At 42.5% G+C, this 15,703-nt stretch carries 14 protein-coding genes; all 14 read right to left on the bottom strand.

Annotated elements, in window-relative coordinates:
- Window positions 1-5: 5 nt before the first annotated feature.
- A complete protein-coding gene (locus OSJ91_RS02195; protein WP_241590133.1) occupies window positions 6-920 on the bottom strand; it encodes a diacylglycerol kinase in 915 nt (304 codons plus the stop codon).
- A 180-nt stretch (window positions 921-1,100) separates the two neighbouring features.
- Window positions 1,101-2,027: a LiaF transmembrane domain-containing protein gene (locus OSJ91_RS02190; protein ID WP_350301025.1), complete on the bottom strand. Its 927-nt coding sequence runs from the start codon at window positions 2,025-2,027 to the stop codon at window positions 1,101-1,103.
- Window positions 2,024-3,088 carry a hypothetical protein gene (locus tag OSJ91_RS02185; RefSeq protein WP_413015114.1) on the bottom strand — a complete coding sequence of 355 codons (1,065 nt, stop codon included), beginning with the start codon at window positions 3,086-3,088 and terminating at the stop codon, window positions 2,024-2,026. The genes OSJ91_RS02190 and OSJ91_RS02185 overlap by 4 nt, the downstream gene beginning before the upstream one ends.
- Window positions 3,081-3,548 carry a hypothetical protein gene (locus OSJ91_RS02180; protein WP_485890907.1) on the bottom strand — a complete coding sequence of 156 codons (468 nt, stop codon included), beginning with the start codon at window positions 3,546-3,548 and terminating at the stop codon, window positions 3,081-3,083. Before OSJ91_RS02180 ends, OSJ91_RS02185 begins: the two co-directional genes overlap by 8 nt.
- The gene (locus OSJ91_RS02175) at window positions 3,545-4,087 is read right to left on the bottom strand and encodes an RNA polymerase sigma factor (RefSeq protein WP_350301022.1); all 543 of its coding nucleotides are present in this window, start codon (window positions 4,085-4,087) and stop codon (window positions 3,545-3,547) included. Before OSJ91_RS02175 ends, OSJ91_RS02180 begins: the two co-directional genes overlap by 4 nt.
- A gap of 153 nt (window positions 4,088-4,240) precedes the next feature.
- The gene (gatB, locus tag OSJ91_RS02170) at window positions 4,241-5,668 is read right to left on the bottom strand and encodes an Asp-tRNA(Asn)/Glu-tRNA(Gln) amidotransferase subunit GatB (RefSeq protein ID WP_076372752.1); all 1,428 of its coding nucleotides are present in this window, start codon (window positions 5,666-5,668) and stop codon (window positions 4,241-4,243) included.
- A gap of 12 nt (window positions 5,669-5,680) precedes the next feature.
- Window positions 5,681-7,141 (bottom strand): Asp-tRNA(Asn)/Glu-tRNA(Gln) amidotransferase subunit GatA, encoded by a 1,461-nt coding sequence (gene gatA / locus OSJ91_RS02165; RefSeq protein WP_350302768.1) that lies wholly within the window; start codon window positions 7,139-7,141, stop codon window positions 5,681-5,683.
- 12 nt (window positions 7,142-7,153) lie between these two features.
- Window positions 7,154-7,444: an Asp-tRNA(Asn)/Glu-tRNA(Gln) amidotransferase subunit GatC gene (gatC, locus tag OSJ91_RS02160; RefSeq protein ID WP_350301021.1), complete on the bottom strand. Its 291-nt coding sequence runs from the start codon at window positions 7,442-7,444 to the stop codon at window positions 7,154-7,156.
- Between the two features lie 351 nt (window positions 7,445-7,795).
- A complete protein-coding gene (locus tag OSJ91_RS02155; protein ID WP_350301020.1) occupies window positions 7,796-8,965 on the bottom strand; it encodes a CamS family sex pheromone protein in 1,170 nt (389 codons plus the stop codon).
- Window positions 8,966-8,976: 11 nt separating this feature from the next.
- Complete coding sequence (ligA, locus tag OSJ91_RS02150; protein WP_485890906.1) at window positions 8,977-10,983, bottom strand: NAD-dependent DNA ligase LigA; 2,007 nt, start codon at window positions 10,981-10,983, stop codon at window positions 8,977-8,979.
- A 101-nt stretch (window positions 10,984-11,084) separates the two neighbouring features.
- Window positions 11,085-13,331: a DNA helicase PcrA gene (gene pcrA, locus OSJ91_RS02145; protein ID WP_350301018.1), complete on the bottom strand. Its 2,247-nt coding sequence runs from the start codon at window positions 13,329-13,331 to the stop codon at window positions 11,085-11,087.
- A 61-nt stretch (window positions 13,332-13,392) separates the two neighbouring features.
- On the bottom strand, window positions 13,393-14,076 hold the full coding sequence (gene pcrB, locus OSJ91_RS02140) for a heptaprenylglyceryl phosphate synthase (protein ID WP_485890905.1): 684 nt from the start codon (window positions 14,074-14,076) through the stop codon (window positions 13,393-13,395).
- A gap of 215 nt (window positions 14,077-14,291) precedes the next feature.
- Entirely contained in the window at window positions 14,292-14,606 is a 315-nt protein-coding gene (locus OSJ91_RS02135; protein ID WP_034306094.1) for a YerC/YecD family TrpR-related protein, read from the bottom strand.
- Between the two features lie 26 nt (window positions 14,607-14,632).
- Entirely contained in the window at window positions 14,633-15,670 is a 1,038-nt protein-coding gene (locus tag OSJ91_RS02130; RefSeq protein WP_413015108.1) for a DUF3048 domain-containing protein, read from the bottom strand.
- Between the last annotated feature and the right edge of the window lie 33 nt (window positions 15,671-15,703).

Here is a 15,703-nt window from a genome sequence, read left to right as displayed (position 1 = left end):
TCAACCTATTTATTTGCCGGATCGTCCGGCAGTATTCCTTGCGGGATGAATACATCAAAATGGCGGTACTGATTTACGAATTCAGCTGGGGCCATCCCGCCAAATTCCCCATCCAAGTTAAGCATCATGTCCTTTTTGGCATGTACTTTAATTCGATTGGCTTTTTCATAAATGACGTTTTTATCATGGATATGTTCACCGCGCATTGCCAATGTTGCGACACGGACAATATCAGCGAGGTTTGCCTTTTTCAAAATAAGCAACGTGAACATCCCATCATTCAAAGAGGCGTCAGGGGCCAGTTTCTCGAAGCCGCCGACCGAATTTGTGTTAGCCACCAAGAAAAGCATGATCTCTCCTTCAAAAAGCTTTCCATCATATTCAATAGAAACTTCCGTCGGCTTAATTGAAGGAAGCATTTCAATTCCTTTAATATAGTACGCTAGCTGACCAAGCATGGTTTTCAGCTTGATCGGCACGTCGTAGGTCAATTCGGTCAATCTCCCCCCGCCAGCAATATTGATGAAATACTTATCGTTCATTTTCCCGATATCGACCGGCATTGTATGCCCACTTGCAATAATTTCGGCCGCCCCTTCGATCGACTTCGGTAAATGCAGCGCCCGGGCGAAATCATTGGTCGTTCCCGTCGGAATGATTCCTAGTTTCGGACGTTTCTCTGCAGTGGCCAGTCCATTAACAACCTCATAAATCGTACCGTCGCCCCCTGCTGCAATAACTACATCATAGCCGCGTTCAATCGCTATCTTAGCCGCTTTCGTCGCATCCCCGGCACCGGTCGTCGCATGTGCAGAAGCTTCATAACCAGCTTCTTCAAGTTTTGCTAGCACACCTGGCAGGCTCTTCTTAATGGCTTCCCGGCCCGAAGTCGGGTTGTAAATCAACCTTGCTCTTTTCATTTCCCATCATCCTTATACATATTGATTCCATAATTTACATCTTAATCCTTCGTTACATGAAAAGCAATATTCGAAAAAAAGAGGACCGTATTTCGGTCCATATCTTTTACATTTTACTAGAAATCTTATCAGGGAAAATTATAATGCTTTTTACAATTTTATTCTAGTAAATGATTTCAATCATGGATATTGAACATTCACGTTAAATGTATCGGTAACCGTTAAAGTATGTTTCCCATCACCAGTATTGAATATCCCATTCTTTTTTACAATGCCTTCATCACTTGTTCCTTTTTTCACTTCAGTCATCTTCCAGCCACTCTCAGGGCCTTCAAGTTCCTCGACCCCTCTGGCATCTATCTTTATATCACTATTATCCTGAAGGACTACACTTAGATTTCCGCTGTCCTTCACACTCCAGTCATTCAAGAGCTTTCTAGGCTTCAAGACAAGATCGGTACTTTGTCCGTCTATCTCCACTGCCAACTCAGCAGGGATTATAAGGGTTGCCTTAAGATTCCTTGTACCACTGTCTAAAAGTCCATTTTGACTCGGTAAATCCTTGAAGCTAATATAAAGAGTATCACCATTTCTCTCAACAAGTAAATAATCTTCCGCCTTTTTCAACAACGAATCAGCATCTTCCAGTACCCGCTCACCATATGTTCCAAAAACGGAAACTTCCTCGTCCTTACCACTTTCAATTGTCAATGGGTATGAGCCAGTGTCCAGGACAACTCTATGTATGCCCTCCCCTGCCTTTTGATTGAAACCAGGCAAATTGACCGTTTTCTCTTCACTATTAACGGCAGCCCTAACTTGATCCATCAATCCGCTGGATGTAAGCAGAATTAAAACTATTCCCGTCGTTCCAAGCAATCCCACGAAAAGAATGCTAAGAATATCATACTTTACAAAAGAACTTTCTTTTCTGGAAAAATAAATATAAAAGAGAATCTCTGCACCCAAGATAATGAACAGCAACGGCCACCACGATAGCAGAATCGTCGTCAAATTCATATCCGCAATTTGAGAAACGAGTAAAACCAAACCCAAACCAACCAGGGAGATCCCCATTGAAATCGTTCCGACTCTCCATGTTCTCATTTTGTCTCCTCCTCGACTCTCCCTTTTTTACTTCCCGATAGCAATTTGATTCCCCCGCCTATGAGAAGGATGCATACAAGTCCTTTTTGAAAATAATCTCTAAACCAATACTCCAAGTTGCTTCCAATCCATTCATCTAAATGAGGGGCAATGGCCGGGACGATTATATTACTGGCCAAGAAATAGATTCCAATTCCCACCAACCCCAATCCTAGCCATTTTTGGTGATTGACCATACCCGAAATGATGGGCGTATCTTCTACTGGACCCTCTTCCATTTTCGAGGCTTTTTGCAATCCATCAAAAAAACTATAAAACCAGATAATCGGGATAAGGAAAAAGAAGAAACCTAACCGGAGTAAATCCAGTATGTAAATGGCGAATAAAAAGCCTGCCATCAATTGAATCCCACGTTTTTGCAGCCCCAAATATAAGTGACCTGCACCAGGAAAAATGGCGAATAAAGTCGCAACCGATTTACTCTTCTTCCCGGATTCCCTTCTCTCCTCGAAATCTTCCAAAACGGTCCGATCGATAAGCTCCTCACCTCTTTGCTTTTTATTCAGCTGTTGAACAGAATCAAAAAAGCTGTAAATCCAGATAACAGGCAATAATGCCATGAATATTAACAGACCTTCCATTTGTGTCATCACACTGATGAATACCACCATGATGCCAAGGCCTAAAAAGCCGATGAGAAAAATGAGTCCCCGATTCATGAGACCCAGCTGAAAATGCCCTAATCCTGGAACGAATGAAAGGATGATTACATAAAATCTTTCCGCCTCCGGCTGATCGGCCCCTACATTCTCTTCACTTTTAGGATTCCTCAGTGAGGTGACCACCAAATCAAATATACTGATGAAATAAAACACCATTCCAATAACGGAAAAAGCCAGAAACGCATCCGATTGACTGATCAACGAAAGAAATAGACCTCCAAGCCCCAATCCAGCCGTGGCAAGAAAATAAAATAACCCTTTATATTTCCTTCCTAGGTAAAAATGTCCGAAACCTGGCAGAAACGATAATAAAAAAGCTAATACCGGACTTTTATTCATTTCTAAACCCCTCCTTATTTTTCTTCTCGATTGTGTCCATCCAATTAAATGTTTTATCAATAAGCCCATCGGTTAAGGACTGCGTTTCCTTTCCGCTGCTTGATTCCACAGAATCCACGTACTCCGTCAATGATTGAAATACTCCGCCTGCCATCAATAAAATCGTAAACCCGGCCGCAATCAGGTAATGTCTTGTAATCGTCCGAAGCGATTTTTCTTTTCGGTGTTGCTTAGCCTCTTCACCAGAACCTTCTTTCAATCGGCTAATCGAGTCCATGACCTGACCTGCAATATCAAATCCTTCGATGTCCAGACTGTTTTCTTCTTTTTCCATCGCTTCCATATAGGCAGACAAACACTTGTCACAGGAGTATAGATGATTTTCATATTCAATTTTTAGAGCCTCTGGTATTTCATCTGCCAAATATGCAACCCATTCTGCTTCAGGAACATGATTCATGAAAAATCCTCCTCTTTCCAATGTTTTCTCATCCAATTTCTTGCCCGATATAGCTTTACCTCGACAGATTTCACTTGAATATGCTGTTCCTCTGCAATTTGCTTGAATGTCTTTTCCTTTATGTAATAGCTATATACAACTTCCCGATATCCCTCTGGAAGGTCATTCAGCTTCCGTAATACTTGCTTTCGCCTTTCATTCCGAAAGAATACGGCCTCGACATCATCCGTTAAGCCCAAATTAACTTCCGATGAATGTTCGTCCTGTAATTCTTCCTTTTGGCGTTCCCTCTTTCTCTTTAGATCGATTGCATGATTGACCGCAATTCGGGTAATCCAGGTTTTGAAACCTTGGTTCTTATATTGAGGAAGAGAGGTGTAGATTTTGATAAAGACTTCCTGGGTAACATCTTCTGCATCCTTTTGATTCCGCAAGACGGAATAGACGGTCCTATAAATCGTCTGTTTATATGTTTCAATCAACATTCGGAATGCATGATCATTCCCAGCCCTTACCTTCTCAACTAACTCATCCGACACTTCTCTTCCTCCTTTCCTTTTAGTCATTCATGTAATAGACGCACAAAAAGGAGTTACCCCTACAGATAACTCAAAAAAAATCAAAAATATTTCCGGCTTTTTCACACTTAATCAAGAGAAAACCGTACCACTTTAAAAGTGATACGGTCAATATTAACGTTTATTGATTTCTTCCACCAAAATTTTATTAACAAGCTGTGGATTGGCTTGTCCTTTTGTCGCTTTCATGATCTGCCCGACAAGGAAGCCGATTGCTTTTTGTTTACCGGCCTTAAAATCTTCAATTGATTGCGGGTTATTATTCAATGCTTCTTCAACGGCTGTACGCAATGCGCCTTCATCGGAAATTTGGACTAGTCCCTTCTCCTTGACGATCGTTTCTGCATCCCCGCCGTTTTCAATCAATTCTTTGAAAACTTTTTTAGCGATTTTAGAAGAAATTGTGCCATCTTCAATAAGCTTGATCATTCCAGCCAACGATTCAGCAGTCAATTTGACATCATGCAGCTCTTTACCTTCTGCATTCAAGAAAGCGGAAACCTCGCCCATGATCCAGTTAGATGCCAGTTTTGCATCCGCGCCTGAAGCGACAGTCGCTTCAAAGAAATCAGCACTTTCTTTCGTTACCGTTAAAACGGCTGCATCATATTCCGGTAAGCCAAATTCTTCGACATAGCGTTTTTTCCGGGCATCCGGAAGTTCCGGAATCTCGGCAGCGATACGCGCTTTCCATTCTTCATCGATATGGATCGTCAATAAGTCCGGTTCCGGGAAGTAACGATAATCATCGGAGCCTTCCTTAATTCGCATTAGTACCGTTCTGCCTGTAGCTTCATCGAACCGGCGTGTTTCCTGTTCGATTATGCCGCCTTCATTCAAGATTTCCGCTTGGCGGATTTCTTCATGCTCCAACCCTTTGCGGACGAAGTTGAATGAGTTCAAGTTTTTCAATTCGGTTTTCGTACCGAATTCTTTTTGGCCGACAGGTTTCAAGGAAATGTTGGCATCACAGCGAAGTGAGCCTTCTTCCATTTTACAATCGGAAACGCCGGTGTATTGAATGATGGATTTCAATTTTTCCAGATATGCATAAGCTTCTTCCGGGGAAGTGATATCCGGCTCGGATACGATTTCAACTAGAGGCGTACCTTGGCGGTTATAATCACAAAGTGAATAGTTCCCTTTATGTGTCAGCTTTCCAGCATCCTCTTCCATATGAATGCGGGTAATGCCAATTTTCTTTTTCTTGCCGCCCACTTCAATCTCAATCCAACCATGCTCACCGATCGGCTGATCGAACTGTGAAATTTGGTATGCTTTAGGATTGTCCGGGTAAAAATAGTTTTTCCGGTCGAATTTCGTAATTTCCGCCACTTCGCAATTCAGGGCAATTGCAGCCTTCATTGCAAAATCAACAGCCTTTTTATTGACGACAGGCAATACACCTGGGTAGCCTAGGTCGATTACAGTCGTGTTACTATTTGGAGCGGCACCAAAATGATTTGGGCTCGCTGAGAAAATTTTAGAATCCGTTTTTAATTCTACGTGTACTTCTAGACCAATCACCGTTTCAAAGTCCATTTTTTTCACCCCTTACAGCTTAGGAAATTGTTTATGAAAATCTGTTGCTTGCTCAAATGCGTGAGCCGCGCGGTAAATCGTGCTTTCATCAAAATGCTTCCCAATCATTTGCAGTCCAAGCGGAAGCCCATTCGCTGCGAATCCACATGGCACGGATATACCCGGTACACCAGCAAGATTGACTGGAATCGTCAAGATATCATTCGCATACATCGTTAATGGATCGTCGACTTTTTCACCAATTTTAAATGCAGGCGTAGGTGTAGTCGGTCCAACGATGACATCGTATTTTTCAAAGACATCTTCAAAGTCTTTTTTGATTAACGTACGTACTTTTTGAGCCTTTTTATAATAAGCATCATAATAACCTGAACTTAAGGAGAAAGTTCCAAGCATGATACGGCGTTTCACTTCGTCACCGAATCCTTCTGCACGGGTTTGCTTATACATTTCTATAAGTGTTTCTGCATTGTCTGTACGGTGTCCGTAACGCACACCGTCAAAACGTGAAAGGTTAGCCGAAGCTTCCGATGAAGATAGCAGATAATAGGCAGCTAAAGCATATTTGGAATGCGGCAAGGATACCTCTTCCCATTCAGCTCCAAGCCCCTCTAATACTTTTAACGCTTCAAGTACGGAATTACGTGCTTCTTCCCCAACGCCTTCGCCAAGATATTCTTTAGGCACAGCTATTTTCAATCCTCTAACATCGCCTGTTAATGAATTCACAAAATTCGGCACGTCAACATTAGCAGAGGTCGAATCCATTGGATCCACACCTGAAATCGCTTCAAGCAAATAAGCGTTGTCTTCAACAGTTCTTGTAACGGGACCGATTTGGTCCAGTGAAGACGCAAATGCTACAAGTCCGTATCGGGAAACCCGTCCATATGTAGGTTTTAAGCCGACAACTCCACAATATGCCGCTGGTTGGCGGATCGATCCACCCGTATCGGAACCTAAAGAGAATAGGACTTCACCGGAAGCGACAGATGCAGCTGAACCACCCGAAGAACCGCCTGGCACATATTCCGTGTTCCAAGGGTTGCGTGTTGCCTGAAACGCGGAGTTCTCATTGGAAGAACCCATCGCAAACTCATCCATATTCAATTTCCCGATCGTAACCGTTTCTGCCTTCTGTAGCTTTTGAACAACGGTTGCATCATAGATTGGATCAAAGTTCTCCAAAATTTTGCTCGCGCAAGTCGTACGCAAATTTTTAGTGACAATATTATCCTTCACTCCGATCGGCATACCAAATAAAGCGCCTTCGTTCTCGCCTTTTACCAATTGATCATCCAATCGTTTTGCTTGATTGAGGGCGTTTTCTTCATCAAGTGTCAAAAATGCCTTCACCTTGTCCTCTACCTGTCCGATTCGCTTATACGATTCGTTAACAAGATCAGTGACACTTATCTCTTTCTTATGTAAGCGTTCATGAAGCTCAGAAACCTTTTGTTCGAACAACGACATCATTGTCCCTCCTTATTCAATTATAGATGGTACACGGATATATCCATCTTTGCTATCCGGTGCATTTTTAACTACTTCTTTTACTGGCAATCCCGGTTTTGCGACATCTTCGCGCATAACATTCTTCATATCCAAAACGTGAGAAGTCGGGTTTACTTGATCCGTATCAAGCTCATTCAACTGCTCCGCGAATGAAATCATTTGGTCAAGCTGATGCTGAAACTGTTGTGCTTCTTCTTCCGTAATGGCCAAACGAGCCAAATGGGCAACGTGTTTAACTTGTTCCATAGAAATACGTGACATTCTCTTCACCTCCGAAAAAATATCCAAATCGACTGAATTTCGTCGCTTTTCTCCATATAATCATCGTTTAAATCATATCAAACTATTACACAGTAAAGCAACAAGAGATACAATGTCGAAATTCAATTATTTCATAAGGAAAAAGAGATATTTTCCGGGAAATATGGGAAAGCTGCCGGAATTTCCGGGGAAATGACAATAAGTCCTTTAAAATTCGACAAATGTTCCCTTTTTAAAAGCAGTTGCTCCCTAAAATGGAAGGGTTTACTTCCTGGTTAAAGGTTATTTAGGATACATTCCCATTTAAAAGCGGGACACAAAAAAGATGAAGCCGTTAAGCTTCATCTTTTTTCATTCGTATATATGCACGGTTGGTTCGTCCTGATTTGCTTCACGGACTATGAGCGCTTCAGGTCCATTTACAGAGGTAATGGATACCTGTACGGCAATATAGTTCGGGAAACGTTCCATTATAAGCCCAGCAACATATTGGGTAAAGCCGATGGCTTCAGAGTTCCCATAAAATTGAATGGGGATATCGATGTTCAGACTTTGCAATTGATCATCCATATAGAACGCCCTGCCGATGACTCCGTTAAAGTTAGGGAAGTATTCTTCAACATCTTCTTTAAAGTTCGTGAAAGTATTGACGTCATCACGGTATTTTTTTTCAGCACCAGCTGAAGGAAATAGGAAATACTCTTCGTTCAAGTCCGTCCATTTTCCAATGTTGTCAGAGTTTTTATCGATATTTGTATAGGAAATGAAATTCCCAGGGACCACTGAAGATTTTTCATTTTGCTCGAATAAGGCAATCGTAATCGGAACATTTTTCAGCTTGTCCTTTTTACGCAGCCTTTTTAAGACTTCTGCAGCAATTTTCTCCCCTTCTTGCTTTAGCTTTTTACTATCGATTTTCTTTTCATATGTGGCACCAAATGCCTCTTTTTGATAGTAATGCACTGAATTCAGCGCAAGACCTATTACAACTCCGCCAAGGCTCACTGAATTATCTTTTGTTTTTACCAAGTAATTATGTTCTAAAACATGGGCAAGATAGATCGGATTATCTTCATTCCGCTTATCAATGTCACCTTTACCTGGATCAACCGGATTCAAGCCAAGATTCTTGGAGGCTTTCATGTCCTTTTCTTTCAACTGACTATCGGTATATTTTCTGTTCAGCCAAGAAGATATCTCGGAACTATTTAGTATTTGCCCCTCTTGAAACAGGTAATCTTCCGGGTCGAATTGGGTTTGGGCCAACCGCATCAATCCATTTTCGAATTCTTCAATGTCATATCGGGTATTTAGATTGGATACGACCAAACCGCGTGCTTTTGATGGTTCAAACGGTAGGATTGTTTGATAATATTCTTCCGAAATTTTATACTTCGGAATAATTGCCGTTTCTTTTTTGTCTTTGGAGTCTTGGACTACCTCTTGCTTATCCTCAAAACTAGGCGCACATCCAGCAAGAAGCAGTATAAGAATCATCCCCAAAATAGAGAGTTTCCTCATAGCTACACCTCTTATTTATTTAGTTCCTCAATCAGTCTCTCTTCATCCCATACCATGACGCCTAGGCTTTCAGCTTTTGCCAGTTTGGAACCGGCATCTTCGCCAGCTACGACCAAGTCGGTTTTCTTGCTGACACTTCCAGCAACGTTAGCTCCTAGCGCCTCTAATTTCTCTTTTGCTTCGTTACGTGTTAACTGATGCATTTTTCCCGTTAAAACGACTGTTTTACCGGCAAAAATGGAGTCGATATCTTCTATAGCAACAGCTCTTTGCCCTTTGAAAGTAAGATTCACACCGGCTGCATCCAGCTCATTCAATAATGCATGGACTTCTTCCAACTCAAAATAAGCTACGATGGAATCAGCCATCTTATCGCCTATTTCATTAATGGCCGTTAGTTCTTCACAGCTCGCCTTACTTAAGGCTTCCATCGTCCCGAATTCCCTCGCAAGCGTCTTGGCAGCTTTTGAACCAACATGGCGAATGCCCAGCCCGAATAGTAATTTTTCCAACGAGTTGGTCTTTGAAGCTTCAATCGCTTGAAGAAGTTTATTGACGGATTTATCCCCCATCCTTTCCAAAGCAATCAGTTGATCGTATGTAAGCTTATAAATATCAGCCACATCTTGTATGAGTTCTTCTTTAAATAATAAGCTAATCACTTTTTCACCAAGACTGTCTATATTCATTGCTGTACGGGAAACAAAGTGAATCAAGCCTTCCCGTATTTGTGCAGGACACTTCGGGTTGATGCAGCGTAAAGCAACCTCCCCGTCCAGCCGGACAAGTTCACTGCTGCATTCCGGGCACTCAGTCGGCATCTGGAACTCGACTTCTTCCCCTGTACGGCGCTCTGCCAGTACATTGACTACCTCTGGAATGATGTCACCCGCTTTTTTCACGACCACTTGATCTCCGATTCTGATGTCCTTTTCACGGATTAAGTCTTCGTTGTGAAGTGAAGCCCGCTGTACAGTGGTACCCGCTACCCGAACGGGATCCAAAACGGCGGTCGGGGTCAATACACCCGTACGGCCAACATTCAGCTCGATATCCCTTAGGGTTGTAATGACTTCTTCAGCTGGGAATTTATAAGCAATCGCCCATCGCGGACTTTTTGCAGTAAAACCTAATTCATCCTGCTGTTCAAGGGAATCCACCTTTACGACAATTCCATCAATATCATAGGCTAAGTTCGGACGTTGTTCCGTCCATTCTACTATATAGGCCAGCACTTCCTCTATATTCGAGCATCTTTTTCTTTCCCGATTCGTCTTAAACCCGAGTCGATCCAATAAATCCAGACCCTCACTGTGGGAACGGACCCCTGTTTCGCCCAAATCGGCAATCGCATAAAGGAAAATATCCAAGTTCCGTTTCGCAGCAAGTTTTGGGTCAAGCTGCCTTAACGAGCCGGCAGCTGCATTTCTTGGGTTTGCAAATGGTTCCTCACCGCGTTCTTCCTTTGCCTTGTTTAATGATTCGAATGATTTTTTTGGCATGAAGGCCTCACCGCGCACTTCTATGGCAACCGGCTCCCGCAGCTTCAATGGAATCGACTTGATCGTTTTTAAATTAGCGGTAATATCTTCACCGATCGTTCCATCTCCACGGGTTGCCCCTCTTACGAAATATCCATTCTCATATTGAAGAGTGACGGCAAGTCCATCAATTTTCAATTCACATACATAGGAAAAATCGTCACCTACAGATTGTCTGACCTTTCTGTCAAAATCCCGTAAGTCACTTTCATTGAAGGCATTGCCTAAACTAAGCATTGGTGTGGTATGCTCCACTTTTTCAAACATATCCAAAATGGCGCCACCGACCCGTTGTGTCGGTGAGTCCGCCGTTTGCAGTTCCGGAAATTTCTCCTCATACTCAATAAGTTCACGGAGCAGACGATCATATTCAGCATCAGGTACTGATGGCTGGTCCATCACATAATATTCATAGCTGTATTGGTTCAACAACGTTTGCAGTTCCAGAACTTTCTTCTCTGCAGCTTGTAAGTCCATACGTTCAATCCTTTCTAAAGAAGACTCCACCGCACTTCTTATAGAAGAGCGGTGTCTAAAGTCAGATATCCCTATTCTTTACCAGTGGAAACATATTAATCTTAAGCTTTTTCAACTGGTGCAAATTTCGCCAATAAGCGCTTGATGCCGATTGGACTTGGAAAGGCTATATCCAATTCCTTCCCTTCGCCTTCCCCTTTTACGCTCACCACGGTTCCTATACCCCATTTTTTATGGGAGGCACGGTCACCGACAGCCCAGCCGATCTCTTCACCGCCCGTTGCGGATGGCGCAGAAACAGCTTTTCCGAAGGCAGGCACTTTTCTTGTTGAAGCAGTTGAAGGAGATCCGGTTCTCGAAGAACTGAAAGGTGTTTGCCTAGCTCTAGGGGCCGGTTTCGGTTTTAGATCTTCAAGAAGTTCCTCAGGTATTTCACTAATGAAACGTGAAACGGGATTCATGCTCGTCCGTCCATACAATGTCCGCATTTGGGCATTGCTTATGAATAGTTCATTTTCAGCCCTTGTAATTCCCACATAAGCCAGACGGCGTTCTTCTTCCATCTCCTCTTCATCCATAAGCGAGCGGCTGTGAGGGAATACCCCTTCTTCAAGGCCCAATAGAAAGACCACCGGATATTCAAGTCCCTTCGCTGAATGCAGCGTCATCAACGTTACCGTATTTGTAGCTTCTTCAGTATTCTCGTCAAGTTGGTCTATATCGGCAACCAACGCAAGGTCAGTCAAAAAGCCCACCAATGATTTGTCCTCGCTGTTATCTTCGAATGCTTTCGTAACAGATAAAAACTCATCTATATTTTCAAGGCGGCTTTGTGATTCAATCGTTTTTTCTGCCTGCAGCATCTCACGGTAACCGGTTTTCTTAATGACTTCCTCCACAAGTTCCGTCACGGATAAGTACTCCTGCTGATTCGTATAGTTAGTGATCAGCGTATGGAATTCCCTTGCCGCTTTGGTAGCCTTCCCGCTTATCCCTACCATTTCCACAGATTCCAGTGCTTTATAAATGGAGACATCATATTGATCTGCATAATCTGCCACTTTGTCCATTGAAGTTGCACCAATTCCGCGTTTTGGTACATTGATTACACGGCGAAGACTGATGTCATCATCAGGATTCGCAATAAGGCGAAGATAGGCAAGTAAATCCTTAATCTCTTTACGGTCATAGAACTTGGTGCCCCCGACTATCGCATAATTTATATTGGATTTAAGCAGAACTTCCTCCATGACACGTGATTGTGCATTTGTTCTGTAAAGTATTGCTATATCTGAATATTTCCGGCTGCCATCCTGGACTAACTCATTTATCTTTCCGGCTACGAATTGCGCTTCCCCTTGTTCATTGTCCGCACGGTAATAGAATATCTTATTGCCATCTGCATTCTCGGTCCAAAGATTTTTCGGCTTCCGGTTTTGATTGTTATCGATGACCTTATTCGCCGCTGCAAGGATTTTTTTCGTCGAGCGGTAATTCTGTTCAAGGAAAATCATGTTGGCATTCGGATAATCCTTTTCAAATGAAAGGATATTCGCAATATCCGCACCGCGCCAACGATAGATCGATTGATCTGAATCCCCGACAACACAGAGATTACGGAAGCGTGAAGCCAGTAGTTTAACAAGCATGTATTGAGCCCTGTTCGTATCTTGGTACTCATCAACATGAATGTATTGAAATTTACGCTGATAATATTCAAGCACCTCAGGTACGAGTTGGAACAATTGAATCGTCATCATGATCAAATCATCGAAATCGAGCGCTGAATTTTTACGTAGCCGTTTTTGGTATTCTGTATATACATCGGCAGTTACTTTAGTGAAGTAATCAGACGCCGTCTTCAGGTACTCTTCCGGCCCGACCAATTCATTTTTCGCTGAACTGATGCTACCTAAAATGGCACGATAATCATATTTCTTTGTATCCATATTACGGTCTTTCATGATTTGTTTTATGACCGATTGCTGATCTGTCGTATCCAATATCGAGAAGTTCCTATTAAATCCGATACGGTCGATATCTCTTCGTAAAATACGGACACACATCGAGTGGAAAGTCGAAATCCAGATATCTTCGGACGCACCGCCAAGTATGGCACGGATCCTCTCCTTCATCTCACGTGCCGCTTTGTTGGTGAACGTGATTGCAAGGATGTTCCAAGGCGCTATTTCCTTCTCGACCATCAAGTAAGCTATTCGGTGAGTCAGCACACGCGTCTTTCCACTTCCTGCCCCAGCCATGATTAAAAGTGGGCCATCAGTTGCTTTCACTGCTTTTTGTTGCTGTTCATTCAAACCTATTAGTAATTTTTCCGCTAAATATTGCATTATCACACCACCTATACGAACATTCGTTTCTGTTTTAGTATACTATAATTATTACATGTTTTCATTTAACTGCCGAAACTGTTGCAAGTGCCACTTTCAAATCTTCATAAATCACATTGCCGACAACGATGACATCCGCAATCTCGGACATCTCTTTGGCCTGTTCAATCGATTTTATCCCACCGCCATAGAATAGTACGGTATCCTCCAAACTCTCTTTGGCCGCTTCCACCATCTGGACATCGCCATAATCACCGCTGTATTCCAAATAAAAAATCGGCAGGTTGAACATCTTTTCTGCCATCATCGCGTATGCACCCACATCATCCATATCCAAATCGGTATTGGCTTTCGTCAACTGGGCCGCCTTGCACTCAGGATTCAGGATACAGTACCCTTCAACGAAAATTTCATCCCAATTCAAAAGGTATCCGTATTCCTTGACTGCTTGCTGATGCAGTTTCATCATCCAATCCGGGTTGGTGCTATTCAGGACACTCGGAATGAAATATAAATCAAACCCTGGCGTCACCGTTTCAACAGAAGAAATTTCCATCACACATGGGACGGTATATCGCCTAACACGTGCCATTAAATGAAGCACATTCTCTAGCGTGATTCCATCCGTTCCCCCGACCATGATTGCATCAGTACCGGATTCACAGACTTTCTCTAGGGCCTCATCACTTATTTCTTTATTTGGATCGAGTTTGAAAACATGTTTCCACTCGCGAAAATCGTACATTATAATCCTCCATTCACACTTCCCATTACACCATTATAGCATTAAGATTTTTCATTAAAAAAGAGAAGTATCGATAAAATGTTATTACCAAATGGAACCTCTGAATCTAAAATCCAATATAACACGGATACGGTTGAAAGACAGCCGGCAAAGAGAGTCCTGAACTCAAAATAAAAAGCCGGGAAATGAATTCCCCGGCTTTTTATTTTGATCGATTAGGATTCAGTTGTTTCCTCAACGTTATCCTTAATACGGTTAAGTGCCATGGAATAAGCATCATTTCCGTAATTCAAGCAGCGTTTGACCCTGGAAATCGTAGCTGTGCTTGCACCCGTTTCCGTTTCGATTTTATGATAGGTTTTTCCTTCTTCAAGCATGCGGGCTACTTCAAGACGCTGTGCCAGTGATGAAATTTCATTAACTGTGCATAAATCATCAAAAAATCGATAGCATTCGTCCAAATCACGCAAGGAAAGGATCGACTTAAACAGCTGATCGGTTTCTTTTCCCCTTAACTTATCAATTTGCATGTTACTCCCCCTCAATTTCATGGGTATCAAAATGAGACGTCTCCTACTAAACCAGGTTCATCCGGAATAATATTGATCCAAGTTTTCCCTGGAATCAACCCTACTTCTTTATCGTTTTTCACTGGTATAATCCGACCATCCTTATTAACCCATTCTACTTCATTCGCTTTTCCTTTTTGAAGTAAATAACCATTTCCGCCACTTTTCAAGTCGATTTTACGACGCCCTTTATCGTCGATCACTTGATGAGCAGCCTCAATGATCAATATATTATCCAGTAAAATAGGTTTATTCGATTTATGCTCGACTGTTTGCTTTCCATTCGAATAACGTTTATATTTCTCTTCCGTGGCTTCGTATTCATACTGTACATCATACTCGTCTGATCCGTAGGAAACCTCGGTTTTCAATGCCGGTTCCCCTTGAAGTCCAGCTGCCTCTTCCTTTGTAAGGAAAGCATAAGGCGCCGGTGCACCATTCAACTCATATCCCTTTTCCTTCGCACCTTTTTGGATATCCTCAAAGGAGGTGTAGGAATTATGCGGTGCTTTTCGATCTGCCGAACGTTGAAACAAAGTACCATCATAATATAATCCGTTCAAGTTATCAATATACCCTTTGTCCAGCATGGTTTTTGCCTCGGGGCTGTTCCCATGACAGACATAGATGCAATCAAGGCCTTTAGCCAATTCGATATAATAGTCCCTTGCACTCCGAATCGGACCGATTTGGCTTGGCATTTCACTTTGGAAGATAGCTAAAAATCTGGTTATGTCACCTTCTGCGAGCATTTCGTAGACCATATCGGCTTCTGAGAGGCCCGATTGTGGGCGTGCTTCCGGATGATTATTAATCATCACTGCTGCAGCCCTGCGCTCACTGCCTGCATCGGTGGCTATACCTGTTAGTGGAAACTCATTGGAAGGTTCATTTTTCACATCTGTATTTTTGATGACAGCTTGGTCTTTCGGCTTATTGTCATCCGATGCAGGATCTTCTTTCGTCGAACAGCCTGCCAGCAGTAAAATAGCAATAACGATGAAAAGAACTCTCTTAAGGTTCATCTTTCCACTCCTCTGATTTATTAGCCATTTCTT

It is taken from the genome of Bacillus sp. T-10(2022) (genome assembly GCF_056502895.1).
The sequence above is the reverse complement of the archived record's forward strand: the minus strand, read 5'-3'. Positions and strand labels throughout refer to the sequence as shown.

Bases quoted from the DNA above. Each gene is read 5' to 3' on its own strand.
- pcrA (WP_350301018.1), bottom strand. From the start codon at position 13,331: ATGCAATATTTAGCGGAAAAATTACTAATAGGTTTGAATGAACAGCAA.
- gatB (WP_076372752.1), bottom strand. From the start codon at position 5,668: ATGGACTTTGAAACGGTGATTGGTCTAGAAGTACACGTAGAATTAAAA.
- OSJ91_RS02185 (WP_413015114.1), bottom strand. From the start codon at position 3,088: ATGAATAAAAGTCCGGTATTAGCTTTTTTATTATCGTTTCTGCCAGGT.
- OSJ91_RS02180 (WP_485890907.1), bottom strand. From the start codon at position 3,548: ATGAATCATGTTCCTGAAGCAGAATGGGTTGCATATTTGGCAGATGAA.
- OSJ91_RS02195 (WP_241590133.1), bottom strand. From the start codon at position 920: ATGAAAAGAGCAAGGTTGATTTACAACCCGACTTCGGGCCGGGAAGCC.
- pcrB (WP_485890905.1), bottom strand. From the start codon at position 14,076: ATGTACGATTTTCGCGAGTGGAAACATGTTTTCAAACTCGATCCAAAT.
- OSJ91_RS02155 (WP_350301020.1), bottom strand. From the start codon at position 8,965: ATGAGGAAACTCTCTATTTTGGGGATGATTCTTATACTGCTTCTTGCT.
- OSJ91_RS02130 (WP_413015108.1), bottom strand. From the start codon at position 15,670: ATGAACCTTAAGAGAGTTCTTTTCATCGTTATTGCTATTTTACTGCTG.
- gatC (WP_350301021.1), bottom strand. From the start codon at position 7,444: ATGTCACGTATTTCTATGGAACAAGTTAAACACGTTGCCCATTTGGCT.
- gatA (WP_350302768.1), bottom strand. From the start codon at position 7,141: ATGTCGTTGTTCGAACAAAAGGTTTCTGAGCTTCATGAACGCTTACAT.
- ligA (WP_485890906.1), bottom strand. From the start codon at position 10,983: ATGGACTTACAAGCTGCAGAGAAGAAAGTTCTGGAACTGCAAACGTTG.
- OSJ91_RS02190 (WP_350301025.1), bottom strand. From the start codon at position 2,027: ATGAGAACATGGAGAGTCGGAACGATTTCAATGGGGATCTCCCTGGTT.
- OSJ91_RS02135 (WP_034306094.1), bottom strand. From the start codon at position 14,606: ATGCAAATTGATAAGTTAAGGGGAAAAGAAACCGATCAGCTGTTTAAG.